Here is a 22,427-nt window from a genome sequence, read left to right as displayed (position 1 = left end):
CACGGGGGGGCTGTGCACGCCAGCTCGTGTCCGATGCCTATCACTCGCGCCACTTACAGGTTTGCCGGGATGAAGGCGCGTATGAAGGCAACCAGGGGCTACGCGACATGACAAAGGCTATGTAAGCAGGACGCAATACGCTGTCTGCTCAACATCAGAAACCCGACATTCAGACTGACTGAGTCTGAGTGTCTCAACAGAAATTCATGGGGTCCGCAAATGCGCACGATTATTCTTCCAGCCGTCCTGTTTGGCGCTATGGTGTCGCCTGCCTCGGCCGATTGGCCCGGGGAGCCATGCCATTGGGAAGACAACAATAAACAGGAGACTCGCGTCATCACTGTCAGCAGTTACGCAACGCCCGAATTCAATCCGTCGGTGCCGGTCGGCACCGTGCTCGCTAGTAGTGTGGTCCCATTAGCGGCGAATACGAGTCTGACCATATCTTGCCCGGGTTCAACTACCGGCGGCATATTCCAAGGACGATTGAACGAATCAGTGGACCCTGTATATAACACCTATTCGACGTCCGTTTCCGGTGTCGGCATACGTATACGCTACGAATCTTCAGCAGGCAAGTGGTGGCCGATCGAATGGGGAGATGGGAATCAACGCATCACATTTGGTTATACGCCGCTGCGCATCGAATTCATAAAGGTCGGCCCGATCACTGCAGCAGGCTCGTTGCGGGGCGAAGTAGCTGGCGGCTGGATTCGGAAAAAGTGGCAGGCTGTTTCGTTCCGTATCGCTGGTTCGATCGAGATCAAACCAAAGGTGCCGACCTGCGCGGTTGCGACCAAGCAAATCGACGTCAAGATGAGCCCGACAGGTAGTAACTTCACGTCGCGCGACTTCGGCGGTGTCGGCGGCACCACACCCGAGCGCGACTTCAGCATTCAGTTGAATTGCTTAGGCGGTGACGAAGGCACATCGACCAACGCATATGTAACGCTGACCGACAATTCCAATTCCGGCAACCGTTCGAACCTGCTGTCGCTCACACCGGATTCCAAGGCATCGGGCGTCGCCGTCCAGATTCTGAAAAACGGGACGCCACTGGGTTTCGGTCCGGATTCCAGCGATCAGTCAAACCCCAATCAATGGAAAGCCGGCAATATCCCGCAAGGACAGGGGGTATTCACGATTCCATTGACCGCACGTTATATCCAGACCGGCACATTGAAGGGCGGGGCGGCAAACGCGGTTGCCACGTTCACGATGAGCTATCAATAGCGGGAAGGCAGCGAGGATCGTGCATAACACTAGGCAACGCATGATCCTCGAAGCAAATGTTCGATCGCAGTTCGCCTTCCTGCGAGGTGCTTATTCCCCGTCTTCAGCCAATCGGCTCAACGCCTGTTCGATCCGGCTCTGAATGCCCGGCCAGAGCGCGTTTATCGCGTCCGCGCCTCCTTCGTTCACGATCCGCTCCATCTCCGCGCACGCATCGCGCGCCTCCGTGTCGCCCGCCAGCGCGAAGCCGCCGCGCATCGAATGCAGTTCGATGCGTAGCGTATCCACGTCGCCGCTCACGAGCGCGTCGCCGATCGCCGCAAGCGAATGCAGCGTCGCCTCGTGCAGCGTGCGCCGCACCTCGTCGGTCATTACGGGCGCGACAGGCGCCCGCACGTGCGCCGGCGCAGGCGACGTCGCCTCGCGTCCCGCATGCCGCCGCAACGCAGCGTCGAGTGTCTCGATCGACAGCGGCTTGAGCACGACTTCCACGGCGCCGGCCTGTTCGCAGCGCCGGCGATCCTCGTCGGTCGCGTGTGCCGTCATCGCGATCACGGGCACCCGCGCGCCCTGCTCTCGCAGGAAGTTCGCGAGTGCGAAGCCGTCGAGCTCCGGCATGCCGAGATCGGTCAGCACGACGTCGTACGGTCGCTCGAAGAAGGCGCGCATCGCCTCGATGCCGTTGGAAACGATCGTCGCGTCGTAGCCCAACGCGTCGAGCTGGTCGCGCAGCAACGCCCGGCTTGCCGGATGATCCTCGGCGACAAGCACCTGCAGCGGTTCTTCATCGTCGGCCTCGGCGGCAGCCTCCGCGCAGGCTTCGGAGTCCGCCTCCGTGTCGTATCCTCGCGCGGTCTCCGCGAACGTCCCGAGTTCCGGCGCATCGTCTCGCCAGCCGGACGGTGCTTCGGGCAACGGCAACTCGGCCACGAAAAGCGTGCCTTCACCAAGACGACTGTCGACGCTCAACTCGCCACGCATCAGCGTCACGATGCGCTTGCACAGCGGCAGCCCGAGCCCCGTGCCGCCGAAGCGCCGGTAGATCGATGCATCGGTCTGGACATAAACGTCGAACAGGGTCGGCAGGCTGTCTTCGGGAATGCCGATGCCCGTATCGCTGACGGTGATTTCGACGCCACCACGGGCCGGGCCCTCCTGTGCAAGCCGCACGTCGATCGTCACGCCGCCGCGCTTCGTAAACTTGATCGCATTGCTGACCAAGTTCGACACCAGTTGCCGCAGCCGGGTCGAATCGCCTACGTAACCATCGGCGAGATCCGAAGCAATGCGGCACGTCAGCGCCAGGTTTTTCGCGTCCGCGAGCGGGCGGAAGATCGCGGCCACGTCGTTCACGACACGACGCAGGTCGAACGGAATGCTCTCCAGCACCATCTGGTTCGACTCGGCCTTCGATAGATCGAGCACGTCGTTGATCACGCGCAGCAGCGCATCGGACGACGTTACGATCGTCCCGAGACGCCGCCGCTGCGGCGCCGGCAGCGGCGCGCGCTCCATCAACTCCAGGTTGCCGATGATCGCGTTGAGCGGCGTGCGGATCTCGTGGCTCATGGTCGCAAGGAACGTCGATTTCGCTTTGTTCGCGAGTTCTGCGGCTTCGCGCGCCTCGCGCAGCTTATCCTCCGCCTGCTTGCGGGCCGTGATGTCGAGCAGCGTGCATAGCAGCACATCGATCCCGCGGTATTTGGTGCGCACGATGTGCGCGTCGAGATAGACGGTGCCGTGTCCCTCGCGCTCGACGGCCAGCTCTCGCGTCACGCGCTTGCGTGCGTTGCCGGCGGGCGCGCCGTCCCGGTACGCACGCCACAACCGCTTGCCGAGCGGTTCGCCCGACACGTCCCGCTCGTACGCGATCACCGCGTCGTTGCGCACGATCGCTTCGCCGTCGATGAACGACAGCAGCACGAGCCCGGCCGGCGCCGTGCGAATCAGCGTCCGGTTGAGCGCCTCGCTTTCAATCAGGCGAATCGCTCGCCGGTTCGCCGGACGCAGTGCGCGCTGGTCGAACGTCACGATTGCAACCCACAGCAGCACGATTGTCAGCAGCGCGGAACCGGCCGTCACGCCCACGCGCGTAGCGATGTCGCTCAGCACGCCGCGCCACGAGAAGGTCGCCATCACCACTTCGTCCGCCCCCGGGAGCATGTCGCTGACGAAGAAGTTCATCCCGACCCGATGTGCAACCGTTTTCTCGCCGGGCGCGCGGCGCGCATGACCGAGCGCACGGGCCACCATCGTGCTGTCGGGTTGTCTGCCGATCAGGAGATTTCCGTCGGAGTCGACGAGTGCATATTCCCTGCCGACGCCCGGCGAGCGCAAAATCTCGTCTGTCTGCGGCCGGCTGTTGATGACCAACCAGGCGACCGGCCTGCCGCTCGCGCCACGCATCCATTGCACCAGCCGCAGCACGGAGCGCCCGAGCACCGGGTCGAATCGACGGTCCAGCATAATCGTGTTTCTGCCGGGAACGGCCAGCGTCGCCGCTACGGACGCACCGTCTTTCATCGGGCTCAATTGCCGGATCAGTGCCCTCACGTCGAAACCGGCCGGCAACGCGAGCGATCGCTTCACCAGCGGATACCCGGTCTCGACGAGGAAATCGCCGTTCGGATCGATCATATAACCGGTCAACCCGGGATCGGCCGGTTGCGGCGGCGCCAGGACACCAGTCACTTCGACCCGCTCGAGAAAGCGCGCAAGGTACGGCAGGTGCGTGTTCGTCGAATCCGCCGACGGGATGTCGGCGAACGCGGCAACCGCCACTCGCCCGATCCGCCCGACGAACCGCTGCTTGCCGCGCTTGCCTTCGAGCAACCCGGGCTGGCCCGGCGCATTTTCAGCGACGCTTGCCCAAAGTAGCTCCATGTCCTCGACATAACGATTCTGCAGTGCCTTCATGACCTCCAGCTCGGCGACGAGCTCGGCCTTGCGCTCCGTGAACTCGATACGGAAGCGCTCGAGGGATTCCTGCACGTCGAGCAGCACGACGAGCGTCGCGCACACCAGAATGAACGCCGAGACCGCCGCGCCGCTTGCGTACAGCAGGAACTGCTGCTGCCGCCGGACGCGCCCCGGCTCGAATGGCTTGTGAACCGCCACGGCGACGTGAGAAACAAGTCTTTTCAGCTTTGCGGGCATGTCGTATCGATCTCGTCGCTCGTGGCCGGGCAAACCGCATCATTCGCCGATACTGGCGCGTCGGCGCCCTTGAAAACAGGGTGGTCATGTCGCGCGGCGTGCGTCCACCCACACGCATTGCTTCACTTCGGCGGCGTCAGCGCTGAAGCGGATCCAGAGCGGCAACTGGCCCTCGCGCGCGTCACGCCGCCGACGACGCATCGCCGTCAGGCGCGCCGGAGAGGTTTTGCTCGTCGTTGTAACGGATCAGATCCGCATCGCGAACGATCCCGAGTTTCTTCATCGCGCTCGACTTCTGCGAACTGATGGTCTGCTTGCTGCGATGGAGCTGCGCGGCGATCTCTCCCACCGTGTAGCCCGCGCCGAACAAACGGACAACCTCGATCTCGCGCGTCGTCAGTGCGCGGGCAGTCGGCTCGGAATTGATGTCCTGCAGGAGCTGCTTGATGTACGGCGACATGTAGTTCGCGCCGACGTACGCGGCATGCACGGCGCCGATCAGGTGCGAGATCGCGTCAGACTTGCTGAGGATGCAACTCACGCCCTGCTTGTGGATCGCACGCAGCACGCTCGGATTGTCGATCATCGTGATCGTCACGATATGCAGCGCCGGATAGCGACGCTGCAGGAACGACAGCAGCACGAGCCCGTCGCCATACTTGCCGCCCGGCATCACATAGTCGAGCACGAGCACGTCGCTCTGTTGCCCATCAAGCGCCGTGACCAGATCCGTCGAGTTCGAAACGGTGCCCACGAGCTTGATCGTGCTGTTGCCCTGCAATGCTTGCGAGATACCGAGCGCGGACGCCGGATGATCATCGGCTACCATCACGCGCACAAAGAATTCGTCCATGTTCCTGTTTCCCCGAGGCTTTCAGTCACGCATCCGGTCCCCGCCGCGACGGGGAGCATGCTCGCGCCATCGTGTCGATGGCTGGCCATATTCGGCGCACCGGACAAATAGTGCCTCAATTTTAAGATAAATCCCGGTTTGCCCCGCAATCGATGCGTGGCAGCATGGCCGCGCGGCGGACAATGCGCCGGCGCCCGCGGTACGCACGACGCGTCCGCACGGCCGCACGGCCGCACCGCGCAGATTTGCCGAAGCTCACGACGGCTCGAAGCCGTTACGGAAGGCTGCGACGTCGTCCTGCCGAACGCTCTCGTAGCGCGGCTGCGCCGCGCCCCGACGCGCTATTGGCGGCTCGAATCGCCGGGCAGGTCATGCGAGTTGCCATCCGCCCTATTTTTCCATTCGATCAGCGCACGTCGCCTCTGAATCGGTGACATCAGCAAAAACTCGTTCATCATCGTCAGGAATTCCCGGCGAGACTTCTCAGAAAGTGCGGCGAAATCGAGCAACAGTGCGAATATCTTCCCTACATGACGCACGATGTTCCCCTCCAGTATTGATTTGAAATCTGCCGCGCGACGTGCGTCGGCACCCTGCCGCTGTTGTTGTCTCGAATACTTGTCGATGCGTTCGTTGCTGTTGGCTATTTGTCATGCAAAACCGTTTCATGATTGGTTGAGCCCAATGGGCACGCGGCCGCGCATGGCTCCTTCGCCGAAGTCGCGGCACGCCGCTGCAACGCATGCGCAAGCGCGCCGCGCAGGTGCCTGAGCGTCACGGGTTTCGTCAATACGCGGCGAACACCGGCTGCCGTGCAGCGGTGCATGCCTTCAGGCGTCAAATGCGACGTCACGACCAGTACGTCGCACGCGGCATCGACGCCGCGTGCCGCTTCCGCCAGTTGGTGCGCGCGCATGTCGGGCAGATCGTCGCCGATCAGCAGCACGTCCCAGCCGCCGCTGGCCAGCGATTCGAGCGCCGCGCGCCCCGATCCGACCTTGGCTGCCGTGCAACCGAGCGCGTACAGTTGCTCGCTGAAAATCGAGCCGTTGATGGTTTCGTCGACTGCGACGAGTACGCGCAATACGCAACTGCCGTACGCGGCCGCATCACGCGACGTTGCGGCCGGCGCCGAATTGTGAGCGTGCGAATCCCCACCCCGCAGGTCATCGCCCGATACGCCATCGATCCCGCGTTCATCGCCCATCGTGCCGCCAAGCGCCAACGCGGCGCGCAAGCCGCGGAGCGAGTAACTCGACACGCGCACGGTGTCGCCCGCGCGATACGGTTCGAGCGGGCCGTCGGGTATCGCGAGTATCAGCGGCGCGCAATCGCCGAGGCTGTTCAGATCCGCTTGCGACCACGTGTCGGAATCGCCGAACAGCACGACCGCACCGCGTCGTGCCATGCCGGCCGGCAGACTCGCCGGGCTGTCGTACACGCTGACGTCGAAGCCCCATGCGTGTAGATGCGGCAATGCAAAATCGCGCCATCCGGGATGCGCGGCGATCAGCGCCAGTGCGTGTGGATGAGCCGTGCGCGGCCGGTCGAGCGCGGCGATGTCCATGCCGAGCGGCAGATGCACCATGAAACGGCTGCCGGCGCCCGGCTTGCTCTCCACCGCGATGCGGCCGCCCATCGCCGTGACAAGCCGGTCACACAGCGCAAGCCCGAGCCCGGTGCCGCCGTAACGCCGCGTGATCGACGCGTCGACCTGCGAAAATGCCTTGAACAGCTTGCGTCGATGTTCAGCGGCGATGCCGATGCCGGTGTCCTCGACCTCGACCGACAGTTCCGGCGCGTCGTGCCCTTCGGCAACGACCGCGACGCGCACGGTCACGCGACCGACGTCGGTAAACTTGAGCGCGTTGCTCAGCAGGTTGCGGAGCACTTGCGCGAACCGGGTCGGATCGCCGCGCATCTGTTGCGTACTGCTCGTATGGATCTCGCAGAATAGCTGTACCCCCTTCGCCTTCGCGATCGTCGCGAACGCGCTCAGTTCGCGCTCGACCACCGCGGTCACGTCGAACGCGATCGATTCGACCGACATCGCGCCGGCTTCGATCTTCGAGAAATCGAGAATGTCGCTGACGAGCGCGAGCAGGCTCGTCGCCGACGCCCGCAGCGTGTGCACGCGGTCATGCTGGACCGCATCGAGCGCCGAGCGCTCGAGCAGTTCCAGGTTGCCGAGAATCACGTTCAGCGGCGTGCGGATTTCATGGCTCATCGCCGCGAGAAACGACGACTTCGCCGCATTGGCCGAATCGGCCGCGCGCACGGCCTCTTCCAGCTTCTGCACGAGCTGCCGCTTGGCGGTCACGTCGGCAACCGCGACGATCAGCACGTCCGTGCCCTGATAGCGCGCGCCGCACGCAATGAACTCGAGGTGCATCGGCGCGGCTTGCACGTCGCCCAGCAGCAGGCCGTCGTGCTGCACGCCGCCTGCATCGCCGCGCGCCTGCCAGGCGTCGATCACCTGGCTCGACAGCGCGTGATAGTCGCCGCCGATCCGCCCGATCATGTCCGTCAGCGCGGGGCTCACGAGCATGAAACGCCCGTCGTCGCGCGCGATCAGCCCGAGTCCGATCGGCGCCATCTCGATCACGCTGCGGCACAGCGCTTCGCTGTCGAACACACGTTGCGAGTGCGCGTAGAGCGGCACGAACTCCCGCCGATGAAAACGCAGCAGCAACCCCCACATGACCATGAGCGCGAGTAGCGTCGCGGCGCCGAGCGTACCGGCCGAGCGCGCGACGCCGGCCGCGATGTCGGTCCACGACAGCGCATAGGCAAGCGTCCAGCCCGTCGATTCGAGCTTGCCGTGAAACAGCAGGAAGCCGTCCCGGAACACGGGCGCGCTCGACGACGACGCGCCGCCCCGCCACGGGTTCAGCTTCAGCAGGCTTTCCACGCGGCCGGTTTCGCCCGCCGTGGGATCCATCGTGACGAGGTGGCCATCGGCCGTCGTGATGTAGAACATGCCTTCGGGGCGATAGTCGGCGAGCCAGGACAGCAGGTAATCGGGCGGATACTCGGTGACGAGCACCGCGAACGGCTTGCCGTTGTCGCGCGCCTCGGCCGCGATCCGGATGCGCGGCTGCCCCGACACGGGATCGGTGAACGGCGCCAGCCAGCGCACGTGCGGGCGCGCGTCGACAATGCCCGGATAGGGGCGCTCGAAATCGACGCGCAGCGCATCCAGCACGCGTGCGCGGCTTTCCGGCGAAACCAGCGCCGGATCGTCGCGATCCCGATGGGGTATCAGCGCGAACAAGCCCGTGCGCGTGCTGTAGTGGTAGCCCTCCAGCGTACGGCCGCGATTGAGCGAACTGGCCGCGCAGATGCGTGCCAACAGGACCGACAGCGACAGATAGCGCGCGACTTCGGCCCGATCGCCGGTACGCGCAGGCACGCCGACGACGAGCGACGGATGCGGACGGGTCGCGACGCGCTGGTCGTTGAGGAAGAATTCGTCGACGACCGCCGCCGGCGCGGCGCTGGCCTCCTGCCAGATCAGTTGCGCATTCGCCACGCCGTTGCGGAACGAGGTTTCGCTTACCTGGATTTCGTTCAGCGTCTGCTCGAGGCCGTTCAGGTAGTTGCGCCGCTGCCCCTCGACATAGCCCGAGACGATCGACGCCATCCCGAGACCGCAAGCGATCAGGACAAGGACGGTAACGACGATGCCGCCGCCGAACACCGAAATGCTCTGATAGCGACGAAGGGATTGAAGCGGGCTCTGCGACATGGCGCGGCAACGATTGCGAGTGCCGGAACGACGTCGTTCCGGCACTCGCAATCGCCTCGGAAAACACCTGGAATAATGGGATTTCCGATCATGCCAAAGGCCTGCGGGGGTGTCCTCATCGTACGAACTATTTCGTACACGTCAAAACTGGCGGCATCAAAATTTCGGACTTGAACGAACTTTGACGCGGTAAATTCGAGTCGTTTGTTTCGCATTGCGTTGACAGAGCGTTCGGCGGGTTAGCCGCTCAGGCAACACATTGGGCTGGAGTTTTTTAGAGATAGCCCCGGCCGCGCGGCTAGCTGATGCGTAACGACGGCGGCCAATACCGACTGCCACTCGATTTTCCGGCCGTACCCGGCTCGCTGCCAAAAGAAAGGGTTCTTCGCGGATCGACGTGAAGAACCCTTGAAAAACATCGTTGCGGTGAAAACCGAGCCGGCGATGGCGCGCGTGCAGCCATCGCCAGTCGCCAACCCGTCCGGCACCTATGCCGAACGGGCGTCGCTCGAAGCCGCGACAACGCGATGTGCCCGGGAGGCGAGCGTCACTGCAACGAAACCCGCCTCCCGGAACGGGACCGATCAGTTCCGGATTCCGCCGAAATTGAGGCCCGCGAGCGGCACCGTCGCCGCGCTTCCGCTCACGCTATTGCCTTGCATCCAGCCGAAGTTGAGGCCGACCAGCCCGCCGTACCACTGGTCGTAGCCAGCCGTGTAGGCAATACGGCTGCTCGAGCTCGAACGATCGACGTTGCCGAAGTTTGCGCCTGCCACGCCGCCCAGGCGGGAACCGCGCCCGCCGGACACCGTACCTGACGACGACGACGACGCGACCTTGCCGTCGTTTTCGCCGACGAGGCCGCCGACATTACTCCAATCACCGCCCTTCGCGGAACCGGAGGCGTCGGACGCATCGATCGATGCGCTCATGACGCTCTGCCCGACCAGGCCACCGACGTAGCTATCGGCGCCCGCGACGACGTCGCCCGACGCGCTCGACGACGACACGCGGCCTTCGTTGCGCCCGACCAGGCCGCCGGCGCTGCCCGCACCGGCAATGTTGACACTCCCGCGCGCACTGGCACTCGCCACCTTGCCCGAGTTCTTGCCGACGAGCCCGCCTGCGATGCCGTTCGCAGCGGTCGATACACTGCCAGCCGCCGAGGAAGCGACCACCTCGCCGCTGTTTTCGCCGACCAGGCCGCCCACGGTGCTCGATACGCCGGCAATAACCGGACTGCGTGCATCGGACGACGTCACGCTTTTGGTGTTGACGCCGACCAGGCCACCCGCCACGCTCCGCGCGCCGACCTTGACCGTCCCCGTGGCCGACGAACCGTCAATCGCGCCGTCGTTCAAGCCGACCAACCCGCCGGCCTTCACGTTGTCGCGCCCGTCCACGTTGCCGTTCGCGCTCGACGCGATCACCTGGCCAAGGACGGCGTTACGGCCGACGAGGCCACCCAGTTCGCTGTCGGCGCCTGTGGAGACCTTGCCGTTTGCGGTGGATGCGCGAACCGTGCCCGCGTTGTATCCCACGAGCCCGCCCGCCACCGCGGAGTTACCGGCCTGAACGCCGCCGTTCGCCGTCGACGCCAGGATCGTCGCACTGTTGACGCCGGCGACCCCGCCGACGATGGCCGACTTGCCGGCGACGACATTACCACCCGCCGTCGATGCAGCGATCTTGCCGGCATTCTCCCCGACCAGGCCGCCCGCCTTGGCGTTGTCACCCACGGTCACGCCGCCGGTCGCGTCGGATGCCTCGATCGACGCGGCGTTGTAGCCGACGAGCCCGCCCGCCGTCGCGTCATGGCCAGCCCGCACGCTCGCGGACGACGAGGATGCCTTGATGCTGCCGCCTTCATGGTAGCCGACGAGGCCGCCGGCGCGCGCGCCGGCGGCAAGGGCGCTGACGCTGCCCGCGGCCGTCGACGCCGTGATGGCGCCCCGGTTGATACCGACCAGGCCGCCCGTAACGCCGGACGACCCGCTGCTGACCTGTACGTCTGCTTGGCTGTTGCTGATGGTCGCCTCGCCACGATCCGGCGAAAGGAACGTACGGTTTTCTCCCGCCAAACCGCCGACATACATCGCCTCCTTGCCGCCTTCGACGCGGCCCGAAACGGATGCACGATCGATCCGTCCGCTCAGGTTGCTGCCGACGAGACCACCAACGATCGCGCGGCCCTCGCCGCTCACCACGACGTTTTTCGCCTTCACGTTCGTGATATCACCTACGTTGTAGCCGGCCAATGCGCCGACGCTGACCGGCGAGCCGACTTGCCCGACCAGGCCGCGCGCCGTGATTTTGTCCAGCACGAGGTTGGAGATACGGCCGCCGTTGACCGCAAACAACCCGACGGTCGCGCTACCGGGATTCGAGACCGACAGATTGCCGATGGTATTGCCCAGACCGTCGAACACACCGCCGAACATCTCACGGTTGCCGCCGAGGCTGCGGAATTGTGCACCCTTGCCGTCGATCGCATTGCCCAGCACGTAGCGGCCGTTCATGTTGCCGTCGACACCACGCAGCCCCGCGAGATCGTGGATCACGCCATACGCTTCGCCGTTCGCCGAGAACGACGCGTTGCGACCCGACAGCGTCACCACCGCATCGTCGTTCGTCAGCGTATGGCCGCTGCCCGAGTTCAACGCCAGGCTCGCGTTTTCGCCCGTCAGCGTCACCTTGTTACCGACGCGAATCTGTTGCGCCGCGTTCATCGTCATGCCTGCGTTCGCGCCGCTCGCCGTCAGCGACTGCTTCACGTCGACGCTGCCCTTTTTCGACGTCAGCGCCAGCGCGTTGTTGCTCGCCCACGTCACCGCGTCGCCCACCGTCAGGTCGCCCGACGTGTTCGTCAGCGCAACGTTCGTCGTGCCCAGGTTGCGCGACAGCGTCTCCCCGTCGATCGCACCATCGGCGCTACCGACTATTACGCCTGTACCTCCGTTGCCGGTATTGCCGCTGATCCCGCCTCCGATGACGAGACCGCGCTTGCCGGCCCCCGCAACCGTGCCGCCGACCCCGGCGTTGGCCGCCTCGATCGTCCACAGGCCCGTTTGACCCGACGCCGCGCGCGTGTCCACCTGCGCGTCACGCGACACCGCCACCCGCTCGCCGCGCGTCGTCACCGTGCCGCCTGCCGTCGACGCGTCCTGCGCGCTCGCATCCAGCTTCCCGCCGACCTGAACCTCGCCGCCGTCCAGCGTGATCTTCCCGGCGCGGCTGCTCAGCCCCTTCGCCTCGATCGTGCCGCTGTTCCGGACCACCGAACCCAGCAGATCGCCTGCCGCGCGCGCCGTCATCAGCACTTCCCCGCCGTCCGCCTTCAGCAGCCCGCCGTTGTGCGCCTGCGCGTCCACCGCCCCGCCTTCGACCTGCAGGTTCAGCAGCCCGTTGCCGTCGAAGTTCACGTTGAACGCATTACCCGCGCCCAGCGCCACGCGGCCCATCTGCGCACGGATCACGCCCGTGTTCGATACCCGCGCACCCAGCAGCGCCACGCTGCCGCCGTCCGCCGCCGCGATCGTCCCGGCGTTCTCCACCGACTGGCCCGATGTGCCCGCGAACCGGTAGCGGCCCGCCAGGAAATCCGCGTCCGACAGGTTCTGCGTCGACGCCACCAGGCCGCCCACGTTCACCTGCGCGCCCGCGCCGAACATCACCCCGTTCGGGTTCACCAGGAACACGCGCCCGTTCGCGTCCAGTTGACCTTGAATCTGGCTGCCGTTCGCGCCGACCACCCGGTTCAGCGCGATCGACTGGCTCGTCGGCTGCTGGAACGACACCCGCTCGCCGCCGCCGATGCTGAAGTCCTGCCAGTTCGTGATCAGCTTGTCCGTGTGCTGGTTGATCGACATCGTCTTGCCGTCCGCCGACGTCGCGATGTCCGCCTTACCCGACGCAATCTCGCTGCCCGTCGGCAGCGCGTACGCGCCCGACGCTGCCGCCAGCCCCAGCAGCGACACACCCGCCGCAAGCAGGCGCTTGCCGCCGCTCTTCTTGCCGCGACGGCGCGCCGTTTCCCCGACTGCGCACCAGCCGCCTTGGGCTTCATTCCACACCAGTGAATAGGCCTTATTCATTTTGGTATCCTCTTCAATCTGCTTTATAGAACCCGCCTTGCCGGACGGACCGATCACGCACGCTCAGAAATACTGAGCGGCCTGAACCCATACGCTCGGCGCGCGGGTCGGCGAGCCGAACGCCGCGCCGAGCGGCCACGCGGCCGTCAGCGTCACCTGGCGCTTCGCGCCGAACCAGCTCGCGCCGACACCGCCGGCCTGCATGTGCTGCATGTTTCGCCCACGCGTCCACGGAAACTTGTCGGCCTGCACGCGCCCGGCGTCGACGAACGTGCTGACCTGCCATCCCGGCGCGACGAGATACCGCAACTCCGCGCTGGCCTGCCAGCCCTGGTCGCCGCTGCCGGCGCCGAGCGCGTAGGCGCGCACGCCGTACGGGCCGCCGAGACTGAACTTCTCCGATTCGTCGAGATTGCGCGACGCGAGCTGCGCGCTGAATTGCGTGTACAACTCGAACCGGCGCCCCAGCGCCTGCACCCGCAGCGCGCTCACGTTCAGCTTCGTGAAGCTGCCGATCGATTTTTTCAGTGCATCCGCTTCGAACGGATCGTTGCTGCGCAGCCGCCCGACACCGAACATCACCGAGAACCCGTTGCGGCCGCCGCCCAGCCAGCCGTCCTGACTGTTGCCGCTGACGCCGAAGGTCCACAGGCCGACGTTCTTGTCGCGCCGAATGTCGAACACGCCATAGTCGTCGCGCAGGTTCTTGTTCTCGTACTGGATCTGCGCGGTGACGCTCAGGTTTCGCGCGCGCACGAGCGGCTGCGTCACGTACGCGGTCTGCACGCTCGCCCGGCCGCTGGAATCGAGATCCGAGAATGCTCCGCCGAGCCGGTAGCGCAGCGACGAATACGCGACGCCGACTCGCGTAGACGCGGGGCCGACCGGTAGCTGGTACGCGGCACGGTAGTAGCGCTGCAGCTCGTTGCTGAGAAGCCCGCGCAGGCTCAGGCGATCGCCGAGCCGCAGCGGCGAATTGACGTCGACACTGCCGCCGACACGGTAGCGCCCGAGCGCTGCGTCGCCGAAGTTGTCGAATTCGAGCGACCCGGACGCGAGCGGCCCTTTGTCGGCGTCGACGACGAGATCGGTGGTGCCGGGCGTATCGCCCGGACGCAACGTGCCGCGCGCGGCGACGCCGGCCAGGTCGTCGAGCAGCAACAGGCTGCGCTCGAGAGCGGACCCGCGTACGACGTCGCCCGGATGCAGCGCGGCGAGCGGCTGGCGCAGCGCCGCATCGAACACGCGAGAATGATTCTGGATCGTGATCGAGCCGTAGCGCCCTTCGGCGATTTCGATCCGCACGACGCCGTCGTCGATGTCCTGGCGAGGCAGGTAGGCGCGCGCCAGCACGTAGCCATGGCGGCGATAGTAGGCGGTGATGCGCGCGGCGGCGCGCTGCAGATCGGCGAAACCCAGCGTGTTGCCCGCAAGATCGGCGACGAGCGGCTGCAACTCGTCGTTGCCGAACACGGTGTTGCCGTCGAGCGCGAATGCGCGAACGAGCACGCGAGGCCCCGACTCGGGTGCGCTCTCGGCGGCCTTTTCCGACGGCGCGATCGTAAGCTCGGGCGCGGTTTCAGGCGGCAGATCCGGCCGCGGCGTCTCGATATCGCGCATCGCGCGCCCCGCATCCGGCACTTGTGCATGAACCGGCTCGAACAGGCTCGCGGCACCGCCGCAGATCAGCGCCGCGCACAATACGCGGCGAACCCGCGGAACCACGCCGACGTTGTACGACACCGAACGCGAACCGGCCTCGCGCGACCGTGTCGCTTCGACGCGACCAATGTCGGCCCGACGGCGGTCGACGATTTGCATATGATCTACCCACATGGAACACATTCGGACCTTGCCGGCAAGGCACTTGCCAGCGGTAACTCAAGCGCCGAATGCTACAGACGGACATTTCGCATGTATTTAGATCACGTACGAAAATTCGTGACTAAATTGTTAATTGCTGGCGCGGCCGCACGAGGCGTGCGAATGGTAAAGACGGCGTCCGATTGATCGAAAGGATGGAAGCCGGCCGTCGACCCGATCATCGCGCGAGCACGGTTGACCACCTGCGGCGGCACGCCTAAAGTGGCATTCCTTTTACGCCGCTCACGCAAGAGGGACGCCCATGATCGACTTCTCCACGCTCGCATTGTTCTCCGGCGCATGTCTCGCGCTGACCGCCACGCCGGGCCCCGACATGCTGCTGATCGCGTCCCGCAGCGTGAGCCAGGGCCGGCGCGCGGGCTTCGCGACGCTTGCCGGCATTCAGGCCGGCACCTACTGCCATGCGCTCGCCGCCGCGCTCGGACTGTCGCAGCTCTTTCTCGCGGTGCCGATCGCGTACGACGTCGTGCGCTTCGCGGGCGCTGCCTATCTGCTGTATCTCGCGTGGAAGACGTTCCGTTCGGATGCAACCGCGCCGTCACCCGTCGCGTCGCAGCGCCGCCACTCGATCGCGACGATCTTCCGACAGGGGCTGACGACGAACCTGCTGAACCCGAAGATGGCGCTGTTCGTGCTCGCGCTGTTTCCGCAGTTCGTGCGGCCCGGGCACGGTTCGATCGCCGTGCAGATTCTCGTGCTCGCGACGGTGCTGAACCTGATCGGGCTCGTCGTGAACGGCGCGGTCATCCTGTCCGCGAGCCGGCTGAGCCGGCGGATCGGCGCCCGCCGCCGTCCGTCGAAGCTGCCGCAATACCTGCTCGGCGCGGTCTTCGTGGGGCTCGCCGCGCGACTCGCGGTGGCGGGACGGAACTGATCTCCCCGCCTCCCGAAGCACGCCGGCAGACCTGATATCCATTCGGACAACTAGTCGAATTCAGCCCGCCGGCAAACAATCTGGCTCGTACATCGGCAACGAAGCACCGGAGAAACGTCCAGACGTTTCTCCGGTGCTTCCGTGCATTCGACGAGCCGCCCTCATGACAGACGCGACGGCGCTCCTTCTTGCAAGGAAATAACAAATTTGTTACTACGCGAACCGTCGCGTATGAAATCCATTTCTTCAGCGAGCAAGTCGAGGCAGGCGTGTCTGCGTTGCCGAAGACGCTGACCGCCAGGTTCTTCGCACTCGCTGACCGTATGGAGCAGTACGGCCCGAATCCGGGCGAACCTCACACCAGGCCGATGGGCGACGGGTTGTATGAAATGCGCCGGAAGGGCCAGGAAGGTATCGCCCGTGTGTTTTACTGTGCGGCCGTCAACCGGCGGATCGTCTTGCTTCACTGCTTCTTGAAGAAGACGCAGAAAACGCCGCAGAAAGAGCTGGAAACTGCGCGCCGCCGATTGAAGGAGATTCGTGATGGCAACCTATAAGGCACTGCGCGAGCGCGTTGTCCGATCCGCAGGTACGTGCCGAATACGACCGGCTGAACCGCGAGGAATTCGCGCTGCTCGACACAATGCTGGCCGCCCGGCGAGCCGCCGGTCTTTCGCAAGCCGATGTGGCGGAGCGCATGGGCACGAAGGCGCCTGCCGTCACGCGGCTTGAACGCGCGCTCGCGACAGGCCGGCACTCTCCATCGATCGAGACGCTGCGCAAGTATGCCGCCGCGTGCGGCAAGAAACTCGTGATCTCGTTTGCCTGAATCGCACCCACGCCCGGCCATGCATGAATCGGCCGTCGGTGCGCGGGCGGGGATCAGCCGGGAGGCGAAGCAGGTGAGCCGTCAGTCGCACGCGACATCGTCGCGACGCGCGATGCCGGCCTTCAGCGCGTCGCGCCCAGCGCCACGCGCAGCCGCTCCATCAACTGCGTGTAGAAGCGCAACACGTCGTCCTTCGGCACGACATTCGCGGTCGAGAAGCGCTCGGACCACGCGGGCTTCCATTCGTACGAGCCGTGCACGCTCCGATCACCGTCGGGCGCCTGGATCAGCGAACGGATCCGCGCGTCGCGGCCCGGGCCCGTATGCATGTCGAACAGCGCGTGGATGTACGTGTGATACGCGTCGTACACGTCGTCGTCGAACAGGTAGCGGTAGATGTGGAACGTGCGGTCGAGGTCGCGCTTCGCGCGGATCACGTCGTCCGGCGAGATGTCCTTCCAGTAGCCGATCCACGTGTAGAAACACAGCAACGCATTGAGCTGCGGCGCAACCGCGTCGTATAGCGCGAGCCGCTTCTCGATCAATCGCTGGTTGGTCCACTGCACCAGTTCGAGCCGCTTCAGCCGGCGCGCGACGAGCCAGCCGAGACACGCGACCGACAACGGCGTCAGCACGCCCAGCACGAGCTTGACGATTTCCAGCGAATTCCACGGCGTGTTGATTGGCTGCATGAATGGCCCGACAAGAAGAAACGCCCGCGCCGGCGCCGGCGCATGACCCGGCGCGCGGCACCGCCTGCCCGATCGCGTCGGCATTGACCGTTAGTTGCTTGCGCATCGAACGTCGCGCGACAGCTCAGGCAACCGGTTCGAAGCGCTGCGATTCGTCAGTCTACCGACCGATTGTCACCGAGCCGTGACCGTTCGTCGACCCGTCCGTCGCATGACACGCACCCGCATCGAGCTAGGTCGGCAGCGCCGACGTGAGCTTGACCTTCTGCATCGGAATGTCGGTCTTCACGCTCAGCACGCCTGGAATGCGCGTGAGGGTTTCCATCTGGAAGCGCCGGTAGTCGTCGATGTCGGCCGCGACGACGCGCAGCAGAAAATCGCAATCGCCTGCCATCAGGTGGCACTCGACGACTTCCGGCATCTGCTGGACGGCCTCGGCGAAGCGGTTCACCGATTCCGCGTCCTGCCCCTTCAGCCACACGCGCGTGAAGATCGTCAGCCCCTTGCCGACTTTCGCGGGATTCAGCACGGCCACGTATTTCTCGATCACGCCGGCTTCCTCGAGGAGCCGTACGCGCCGCAGGCACGGCGACGGCGACAGCCCGACCTCGTGTGCGAGCTCCACGTTCTGCATGCGGCCGTCGCGCTGGAGCGCGCTCAGGATCCGGCGGTCGATGGCGTCAAGTTTCATTGGCATTCAATTCCAAAAAATTTGCTTATCACGCGTTCAATGCCAAATTTTGAGAAAAATCTGGCCACAACGCAACCCGATTCGAGTCAAAAAAGCAGACAATTCCTCCCCCGAAGGAGGAGTAATGAGCAGTAGCGTTTCAACGTCGTCAGGGCTTCGCGAGAAGCCCGCCTATGTCGCCGAGATGGGTCGCGGTTTGCGCGCGGCGCTGCCCGTCATGCTGGGTTTCGTGCCGTTCGCGCTCGTGCTGGGCGCGCAGGCCGCGCAGAAAGGGCTGAGCCTGTTCGAAGTGCCGATGATGACCGGCATGAACTTCGGCGGCGGCTCCGAATTCGCGGCGATCCATCTGTGGACATCGCCGCCGCATATCGCGCTGATCGTCGCGATGTCGTTCCTCGTGAATTCGCGCCACATCCTGATGGGCGCCGCATTCGAGCCGTATATCCGCCGCCTGCCGCGCCGCCGCGCGCTCTTCGCGCTGTTCTTCATGTGCGACGAAAGCTGGGCGATGTCGCTCGCCGACGCCCGGGCGCGCTCGGCCACGCACATCAGCGTGCCCTATTACGCGGGCATCTGCGTGGGGCTCTACCTGACGTGGATCTCGATGACCACGCTCGGCGCGGCGGTCGGCCCGACGATCGGCAACGTCGAGCAGTACGGCTTCGACATGGCGTTCACGGCGGTATTCCTGGTGCTGCTGCGCGGGATGTGGAAAGGGATGCGCGCGAGCCGCCCGTGGTTCGTGAGCCTCGTCGTCGCCGCAGCCACGCACCTGGCCGTGCCCGGCGCGTGGTACGTCGCGGCCGGCGCCTGCGCGGGGCTGATCGCCGCGCTGCTGTGGGAGCCGCGCGATGCCTGATTTCCCGGATTTCAGCACCGTCGCGACGATCGTGCTGATGGCGTCGACGACGTATCTGTCGCGCATCCTTGGCTACGTGCTGCTGCGCAACCGCACGCTGAGCCCTCGGATGGCGTCGGTGATGGAGAACGTGCCCGGCTGCGTGCTGATCTCGGTGATCGCGCCGGCCTTCGTGTCGACGCGCCCGGCCGACCTGCTCGCGCTGGCCGTTACGCTGATCGCGGCGACGCGCCTGTCGATCCTGCCGACCGTCATCGTCGGCGTCGTGTCGGCCGGCCTGCTGCGGCACCTGCTCGGCTGAACGGTTCCGGCCCGCCGCGCCCGTCGCGGCACGCACACCGACCAACGGGCGCGCGATGCGCCCGTTTTCGCATCCGCGCCAATCGCGCGACACGACGATCCTCACGCGGGAATGCTAGCCTTGTGGCTTGCGCCATACCGCACGCCCCCCTCTCATTGCCCATCTCCACGAGGATCGTCCCGATGCAAGAAACCCGCCCGCTATTCGATCGTGTGCTGCTCACCAACGACGACGGATTCGATGCCCCCGGCCTTGACGTGCTCGAACAGGTTGCCACGCAACTGGCGCGCGAAGTGTGGATCGTTGCACCGGCTGAAGACCAGAGCGGCACGTCGCATTCGCTAAGCCTGCACGACCCGCTGCGCGTGCATCGCAAGGGCGAACGCCGTTTCGCGGTGCGCGGCACGCCCGGCGATTGCGTCGCGATCGCGATCGGCCACCTGATGAAGGACGCGCGGCCCGACATCGTGCTGTCCGGCGTGAATCGCGGCGGGAACCTCGGTACCGAAACGGTGTTTTCCGGCACGGTCGGCGCCGCGATGACGAGCATGCTGGTCGGCGTGCCGGCCATCGCGCTGAGCCAGGCCTTCACCGATCGCAACGCGGTGCCGTGGGACACCGCGCTCGCGCTTGCGCCGGACGTCATTCGCCGGCTCGTTGCCGCCGGCTGGGACAGCGATGCGTGCCTGAACGTGAACTTCCCGCCGCGGCCCGCGCAGGACGTGCGTGGCCTCAAGGTGACGAACCAGGGCGCCGGTACGCTGCAGGGCGTCGAGATCGTGTCGAGGCGCGACCCGCGCGACTTCGAGTATCACTGGCTGAAGCTCGCACGTGCGCCGCGCGACGACGATGCGGATTCGGAAACGGTCGCGCTGGGTGAAGGGTATGTCGCCGTCACGCCGCTGAAGTTCGAGCGCACGCACGATCAGGCGCTCGCGCAACTGCGGTCACGCCTCGGCTGATCGCTTCATCCGGCCAGCAAGCGGTCGCGGTCAGCGCGCGCGAGACACCTGCGCGCGGGTGTGCGGCTGCTTCACCGCATCATGTCAGGTTCATTCCCCCGTCGAGCATCACGATCTCGCCCGTCACGTAGTCGGACGCGACGAGCACCGCGACCGTCTGCGCGACGTCGTCCGGCGTCGCCGCGCGGCGCATCGGCGCGCGCTCGCGCCAAAGCTGCTGCGCGTCCGTCCAGTCGGCCGTAAGCGGCGTATCGACGAGCCCAGGCGCGACCGCATTGACGCGAATCGCCGGTGCAAGCGTGCGCGCGAGCAGCCGCGTCGTGTGATTCAGCGCGGCCTTCGCCGCCGCATATGGAATCGACGCGCCTTTCGGCCGCACGCCCGCATGCGAGCTGACGTTCACCACGCACCCGGCCCGCCCGTGCGACGCCGCCTCGCGCAGCGCGGCCTCCGCCTCGGCGACGAGCCGGAACGGTGCGATCACGTTGATCTCGTGCATCTCGCGCCACACGTCGGGAGTCGCCGCGGCGAGATCGTCATGCGGAATCACGTGGCTGGCGCCCGCGTTGTTGACGAGCACGTCGAGCCGCCCGTGCACGGCAACGGCTTCGCGGATCAAGCGCACGCGCTCGGCGTCGTCGGCGAGATCGGCTTGCACATAGGCCGCACCGAGTTCGCGCGCCATCGCACGCCCCACGTCCGCCGAGCGGCGCGAATGCAGGATGAGCGCATGGCCGTCCGCCGCCAGCCGGCGCGCAACCGCCGCGCCAATCCCCGACGTCGATCCGGTGACGAGCGCGACCGGGCGATGCAGCCGCGACGCGCGCGGCTCGGCAACGGTTTCGGTCTCGGTTTCAGGTTCCGTTTCGGGAATCGGAACAGCGATCGGCGGAAGCGGCGCGTCCATATCGAAGAACCCTGCTAGTGGCGTTCCCGCATCATAATCGCGACGGCGCCCCTGACGCGAACGTCGCGGCGGCAAAGCCGAAGCGGTCGGCCATCAGGCCGGCCGACAGCGCGCCGGTCGCATGGCCGAGCTCGCGCAAGCGCCCGGTCATCCGAACCGGCGCGAATTGCCTGAGCACCGCGCACAGCGCGAGCGCTCGGTCGAGGCACTGACGGCGCTGTCGGGATGACGTTCGCGAACACGTCGCGGCACCTGCCGATCCTGCGGCGCGCGCGCCTCGTCGATACCGAGCGGCGCGGCCGGCACATCGTGTATCGCCTCGCCGGCGACAGCGAGTTCGTCTCGCCGATGAAGGCGTTCGGCCGCGTGGGCGAGCGCAACGTCGACGAGATCAACAAGGTGATGGGCGACTACTTGGGCGATCAAGGCCGCTTCGGCAGATCGACGTAGTCTTCGAGTTCGCCCGCGACATGGAGCCGCTTGCCGACTCGCGGGTATTCGCAGACGTCGTGCTCGAGCCGCTGCCCGCCGACGAGCAGCTCCAGCGGCGTATCGCCGGTGTTCTGCACCGTATGCGCTTCGCCGCCGCGCGGAAAGCCCAGGAAATCGCCGGGCCCGATTGCATCGGTGCGCTCGCCGATCGTGACCGCGCCGGTACCGGACAGCACGTACACGAACTCTTCTTCGTACAGGTGACGGTGATACTCGGCCGATTCGTGTCCGGGCATCAGCGTGAGCAGGTGAACACCGAATTGCGTCAGGCCGGTCAGGTCGCTGAGTTGTCGCTTGAGACGAACGGCATTGGGATTCAGCGAATGCACCGCGCGCACCGGTTCCATCTTCGCGATATCGGCGGCCTTCAACAGTTCCCGGGGAAAGGGAGTCGACATGGGGTTCTCGCAAGCGTGAATGCTTCGTTTGAACGCTGCGCCGGCGTGGCGCGCGCAGCGGCTATTTTCCGCCATTTTCACGCTTGCAGAGGCATTGCGAGCCCCGCCCTCGCGCGTGGCTAACGCACGCAATCGGCCAGCAGGTTCGCCAGCACCCGCGCACCTTGTGCGAGGGGCATCGGCTCGGCATTTTCAGCTTCGTCGTGGCTCAAGCCGGCCTTGCACGGCACGAACACCATCGCGGCAAGCGCGCATCGGCGTCGAACGCATGACCGTGCTCGACGATCGCGGCGATCTCGACGGTCATCTGGAGGTCGGGGAAGCGGAGATCGAGGGGCTGGCGGAAGCCGCGTTCGAGTTCCCGATGCACGCGCTTCCCGACCCGGTGCGCTGACGATGCGGCATATCCGGCGCATACGCGAAACGCGCCGCGCGTGACGGAGTGAACCTCCGC

Annotated in this window: 18 protein-coding genes and 2 pseudogenes; 9 read left to right on the top strand and 11 right to left on the bottom strand. The window is 65.8% G+C overall.

The genetic code is table 11. From position 1 onward, the window contains the following. Window positions 1-219: 219 nt before the first annotated feature. Window positions 220-1,233: a fimbrial protein gene (locus HWX39_RS02635; RefSeq protein WP_175965428.1), complete on the top strand. Its 1,014-nt coding sequence runs from the start codon at window positions 220-222 to the stop codon at window positions 1,231-1,233. A gap of 90 nt (window positions 1,234-1,323) precedes the next feature. Here the strand turns inward: HWX39_RS02635 and HWX39_RS02630 are convergent, their stop codons facing one another. From HWX39_RS02630 to HWX39_RS02610, 6 genes are all read right to left on the bottom strand, one after another. Then, complete coding sequence (locus HWX39_RS02630) at window positions 1,324-4,389, bottom strand: hybrid sensor histidine kinase/response regulator (protein WP_175965427.1); 3,066 nt, start codon at window positions 4,387-4,389, stop codon at window positions 1,324-1,326. A 181-nt stretch (window positions 4,390-4,570) separates the two neighbouring features. Beyond that, on the bottom strand, window positions 4,571-5,242 hold the full coding sequence (locus HWX39_RS02625) for a response regulator (protein ID WP_175965426.1): 672 nt from the start codon (window positions 5,240-5,242) through the stop codon (window positions 4,571-4,573). A 341-nt stretch (window positions 5,243-5,583) separates the two neighbouring features. Beyond that, window positions 5,584-5,781 carry a hypothetical protein gene (locus HWX39_RS36060; protein ID WP_244134880.1) on the bottom strand — a complete coding sequence of 66 codons (198 nt, stop codon included), beginning with the start codon at window positions 5,779-5,781 and terminating at the stop codon, window positions 5,584-5,586. A 104-nt stretch (window positions 5,782-5,885) separates the two neighbouring features. After that, on the bottom strand, window positions 5,886-8,990 hold the full coding sequence (locus tag HWX39_RS02620; RefSeq protein ID WP_175965425.1) for an ATP-binding protein: 3,105 nt from the start codon (window positions 8,988-8,990) through the stop codon (window positions 5,886-5,888). A 584-nt stretch (window positions 8,991-9,574) separates the two neighbouring features. After that, window positions 9,575-13,084 (bottom strand): GLUG motif-containing protein, encoded by a 3,510-nt coding sequence (locus HWX39_RS02615; protein WP_175965424.1) that lies wholly within the window; start codon window positions 13,082-13,084, stop codon window positions 9,575-9,577. Between the two features lie 63 nt (window positions 13,085-13,147). After that, window positions 13,148-14,905 (bottom strand): ShlB/FhaC/HecB family hemolysin secretion/activation protein, encoded by a 1,758-nt coding sequence (locus HWX39_RS02610; protein ID WP_244134879.1) that lies wholly within the window; start codon window positions 14,903-14,905, stop codon window positions 13,148-13,150. Window positions 14,906-15,209: 304 nt separating this feature from the next. Here HWX39_RS02610 and HWX39_RS02605 point away from each other — a divergent pair, with 304 nt between their 5' ends. From HWX39_RS02605 to HWX39_RS02595, 3 genes are all read left to right on the top strand, one after another. Then, window positions 15,210-15,842, top strand: coding sequence for a LysE family translocator (locus tag HWX39_RS02605; RefSeq protein WP_175965423.1), 633 nt, complete (start codon window positions 15,210-15,212; stop codon window positions 15,840-15,842). A 188-nt stretch (window positions 15,843-16,030) separates the two neighbouring features. Next, on the top strand, window positions 16,031-16,399 hold the full coding sequence (locus HWX39_RS02600; RefSeq protein WP_175965422.1) for a type II toxin-antitoxin system RelE/ParE family toxin: 369 nt from the start codon (window positions 16,031-16,033) through the stop codon (window positions 16,397-16,399). Further along, the gene (locus tag HWX39_RS02595) at window positions 16,396-16,671 is read left to right on the top strand and encodes a helix-turn-helix transcriptional regulator (RefSeq protein ID WP_244134923.1); all 276 of its coding nucleotides are present in this window, start codon (window positions 16,396-16,398) and stop codon (window positions 16,669-16,671) included. Before HWX39_RS02600 ends, HWX39_RS02595 begins: the two co-directional genes overlap by 4 nt. 122 nt (window positions 16,672-16,793) lie before the next feature. Here the strand turns inward: HWX39_RS02595 and HWX39_RS02590 are convergent, their stop codons facing one another. Together HWX39_RS02590 and HWX39_RS02585 are read right to left on the bottom strand one after the other, a co-directional pair. After that, on the bottom strand, window positions 16,794-17,363 hold the full coding sequence (locus HWX39_RS02590; RefSeq protein ID WP_175965421.1) for a hypothetical protein: 570 nt from the start codon (window positions 17,361-17,363) through the stop codon (window positions 16,794-16,796). A 232-nt stretch (window positions 17,364-17,595) separates the two neighbouring features. Then, complete coding sequence (locus HWX39_RS02585; RefSeq protein ID WP_012365188.1) at window positions 17,596-18,054, bottom strand: Lrp/AsnC family transcriptional regulator; 459 nt, start codon at window positions 18,052-18,054, stop codon at window positions 17,596-17,598. Window positions 18,055-18,178: 124 nt separating this feature from the next. On the opposite strand from HWX39_RS02585, the gene HWX39_RS02580 reads away from it, so the two are divergent. The 3 genes from HWX39_RS02580 (at window position 18,179) to surE (ending at window position 20,176) form a co-directional block, all read left to right on the top strand. Continuing rightward, window positions 18,179-18,913, top strand: coding sequence for an AzlC family ABC transporter permease (locus HWX39_RS02580; protein WP_175965420.1), 735 nt, complete (start codon window positions 18,179-18,181; stop codon window positions 18,911-18,913). Then, window positions 18,906-19,214, top strand: a complete 309-nt coding sequence (locus HWX39_RS02575; RefSeq protein ID WP_069250570.1) for an AzlD family protein — start codon at window positions 18,906-18,908, stop codon at window positions 19,212-19,214. Before HWX39_RS02580 ends, HWX39_RS02575 begins: the two co-directional genes overlap by 8 nt. Window positions 19,215-19,396: 182 nt before the next feature. Next, window positions 19,397-20,176, top strand: a complete 780-nt coding sequence (surE, locus tag HWX39_RS02570; protein ID WP_175965419.1) for a 5'/3'-nucleotidase SurE — start codon at window positions 19,397-19,399, stop codon at window positions 20,174-20,176. A 79-nt stretch (window positions 20,177-20,255) separates the two neighbouring features. On the opposite strand, the gene HWX39_RS02565 is transcribed toward surE, so the two are convergent. Then, window positions 20,256-21,083, bottom strand: a complete 828-nt coding sequence (locus tag HWX39_RS02565; protein WP_175965418.1) for an SDR family oxidoreductase — start codon at window positions 21,081-21,083, stop codon at window positions 20,256-20,258. A 121-nt stretch (window positions 21,084-21,204) separates the two neighbouring features. On the opposite strand from HWX39_RS02565, the pseudogene HWX39_RS36750 reads away from it, so the two are divergent. Next, window positions 21,205-21,497: pseudogene (locus tag HWX39_RS36750) on the top strand (metalloregulator ArsR/SmtB family transcription factor); the annotation flags it as partial. A gap of 8 nt (window positions 21,498-21,505) precedes the next feature. Here HWX39_RS36750 and HWX39_RS02555 read toward each other — a convergent pair. Both HWX39_RS02555 and HWX39_RS36745 read right to left on the bottom strand, forming a co-directional pair. Beyond that, window positions 21,506-21,973 carry a cupin domain-containing protein gene (locus HWX39_RS02555; protein ID WP_175965417.1) on the bottom strand — a complete coding sequence of 156 codons (468 nt, stop codon included), beginning with the start codon at window positions 21,971-21,973 and terminating at the stop codon, window positions 21,506-21,508. Between the two features lie 119 nt (window positions 21,974-22,092). Continuing rightward, window positions 22,093-22,224 (bottom strand): annotated as a pseudogene (locus HWX39_RS36745) (Zn-dependent hydrolase); the annotation flags it as partial. A gap of 17 nt (window positions 22,225-22,241) precedes the next feature. On the opposite strand from HWX39_RS36745, the gene HWX39_RS36610 reads away from it, so the two are divergent. Continuing rightward, a complete protein-coding gene (locus HWX39_RS36610; protein ID WP_279613057.1) occupies window positions 22,242-22,367 on the top strand; it encodes a hypothetical protein in 126 nt (41 codons plus the stop codon). Window positions 22,368-22,427: the final 60 nt, after the last annotated feature.

Source organism: Burkholderia sp. BCC0322, assembly GCF_902833045.1.
GTDB lineage: Bacteria > Pseudomonadota > Gammaproteobacteria > Burkholderiales > Burkholderiaceae > Burkholderia.
The sequence above is the reverse complement of the archived record's forward strand: the minus strand, read 5'-3'. Positions and strand labels throughout refer to the sequence as shown.

Bases quoted from the DNA above. Each gene is read 5' to 3' on its own strand.
- HWX39_RS02635 (WP_175965428.1), top strand. From the start codon at position 220: ATGCGCACGATTATTCTTCCAGCCGTCCTGTTTGGCGCTATGGTGTCG.
- HWX39_RS02630 (WP_175965427.1), bottom strand. From the start codon at position 4,389: ATGCCCGCAAAGCTGAAAAGACTTGTTTCTCACGTCGCCGTGGCGGTT.
- HWX39_RS02625 (WP_175965426.1), bottom strand. From the start codon at position 5,242: ATGGACGAATTCTTTGTGCGCGTGATGGTAGCCGATGATCATCCGGCG.
- HWX39_RS02620 (WP_175965425.1), bottom strand. From the start codon at position 8,990: ATGTCGCAGAGCCCGCTTCAATCCCTTCGTCGCTATCAGAGCATTTCG.
- HWX39_RS02615 (WP_175965424.1), bottom strand. From the start codon at position 13,084: ATGAATAAGGCCTATTCACTGGTGTGGAATGAAGCCCAAGGCGGCTGG.
- HWX39_RS02610 (WP_244134879.1), bottom strand. From the start codon at position 14,905: ATGCAAATCGTCGACCGCCGTCGGGCCGACATTGGTCGCGTCGAAGCG.
- HWX39_RS02605 (WP_175965423.1), top strand. From the start codon at position 15,210: ATGATCGACTTCTCCACGCTCGCATTGTTCTCCGGCGCATGTCTCGCG.
- HWX39_RS02590 (WP_175965421.1), bottom strand. From the start codon at position 17,363: ATGCAGCCAATCAACACGCCGTGGAATTCGCTGGAAATCGTCAAGCTC.
- HWX39_RS02585 (WP_012365188.1), bottom strand. From the start codon at position 18,054: ATGAAACTTGACGCCATCGACCGCCGGATCCTGAGCGCGCTCCAGCGC.
- HWX39_RS02580 (WP_175965420.1), top strand. From the start codon at position 18,179: ATGAGCAGTAGCGTTTCAACGTCGTCAGGGCTTCGCGAGAAGCCCGCC.
- HWX39_RS02575 (WP_069250570.1), top strand. From the start codon at position 18,906: ATGCCTGATTTCCCGGATTTCAGCACCGTCGCGACGATCGTGCTGATG.
- surE (WP_175965419.1), top strand. From the start codon at position 19,397: ATGCAAGAAACCCGCCCGCTATTCGATCGTGTGCTGCTCACCAACGAC.
- HWX39_RS02565 (WP_175965418.1), bottom strand. From the start codon at position 21,083: ATGGACGCGCCGCTTCCGCCGATCGCTGTTCCGATTCCCGAAACGGAA.
- HWX39_RS02555 (WP_175965417.1), bottom strand. From the start codon at position 21,973: ATGTCGACTCCCTTTCCCCGGGAACTGTTGAAGGCCGCCGATATCGCG.
- HWX39_RS36610 (WP_279613057.1), top strand. From the start codon at position 22,242: ATGACCGTGCTCGACGATCGCGGCGATCTCGACGGTCATCTGGAGGTC.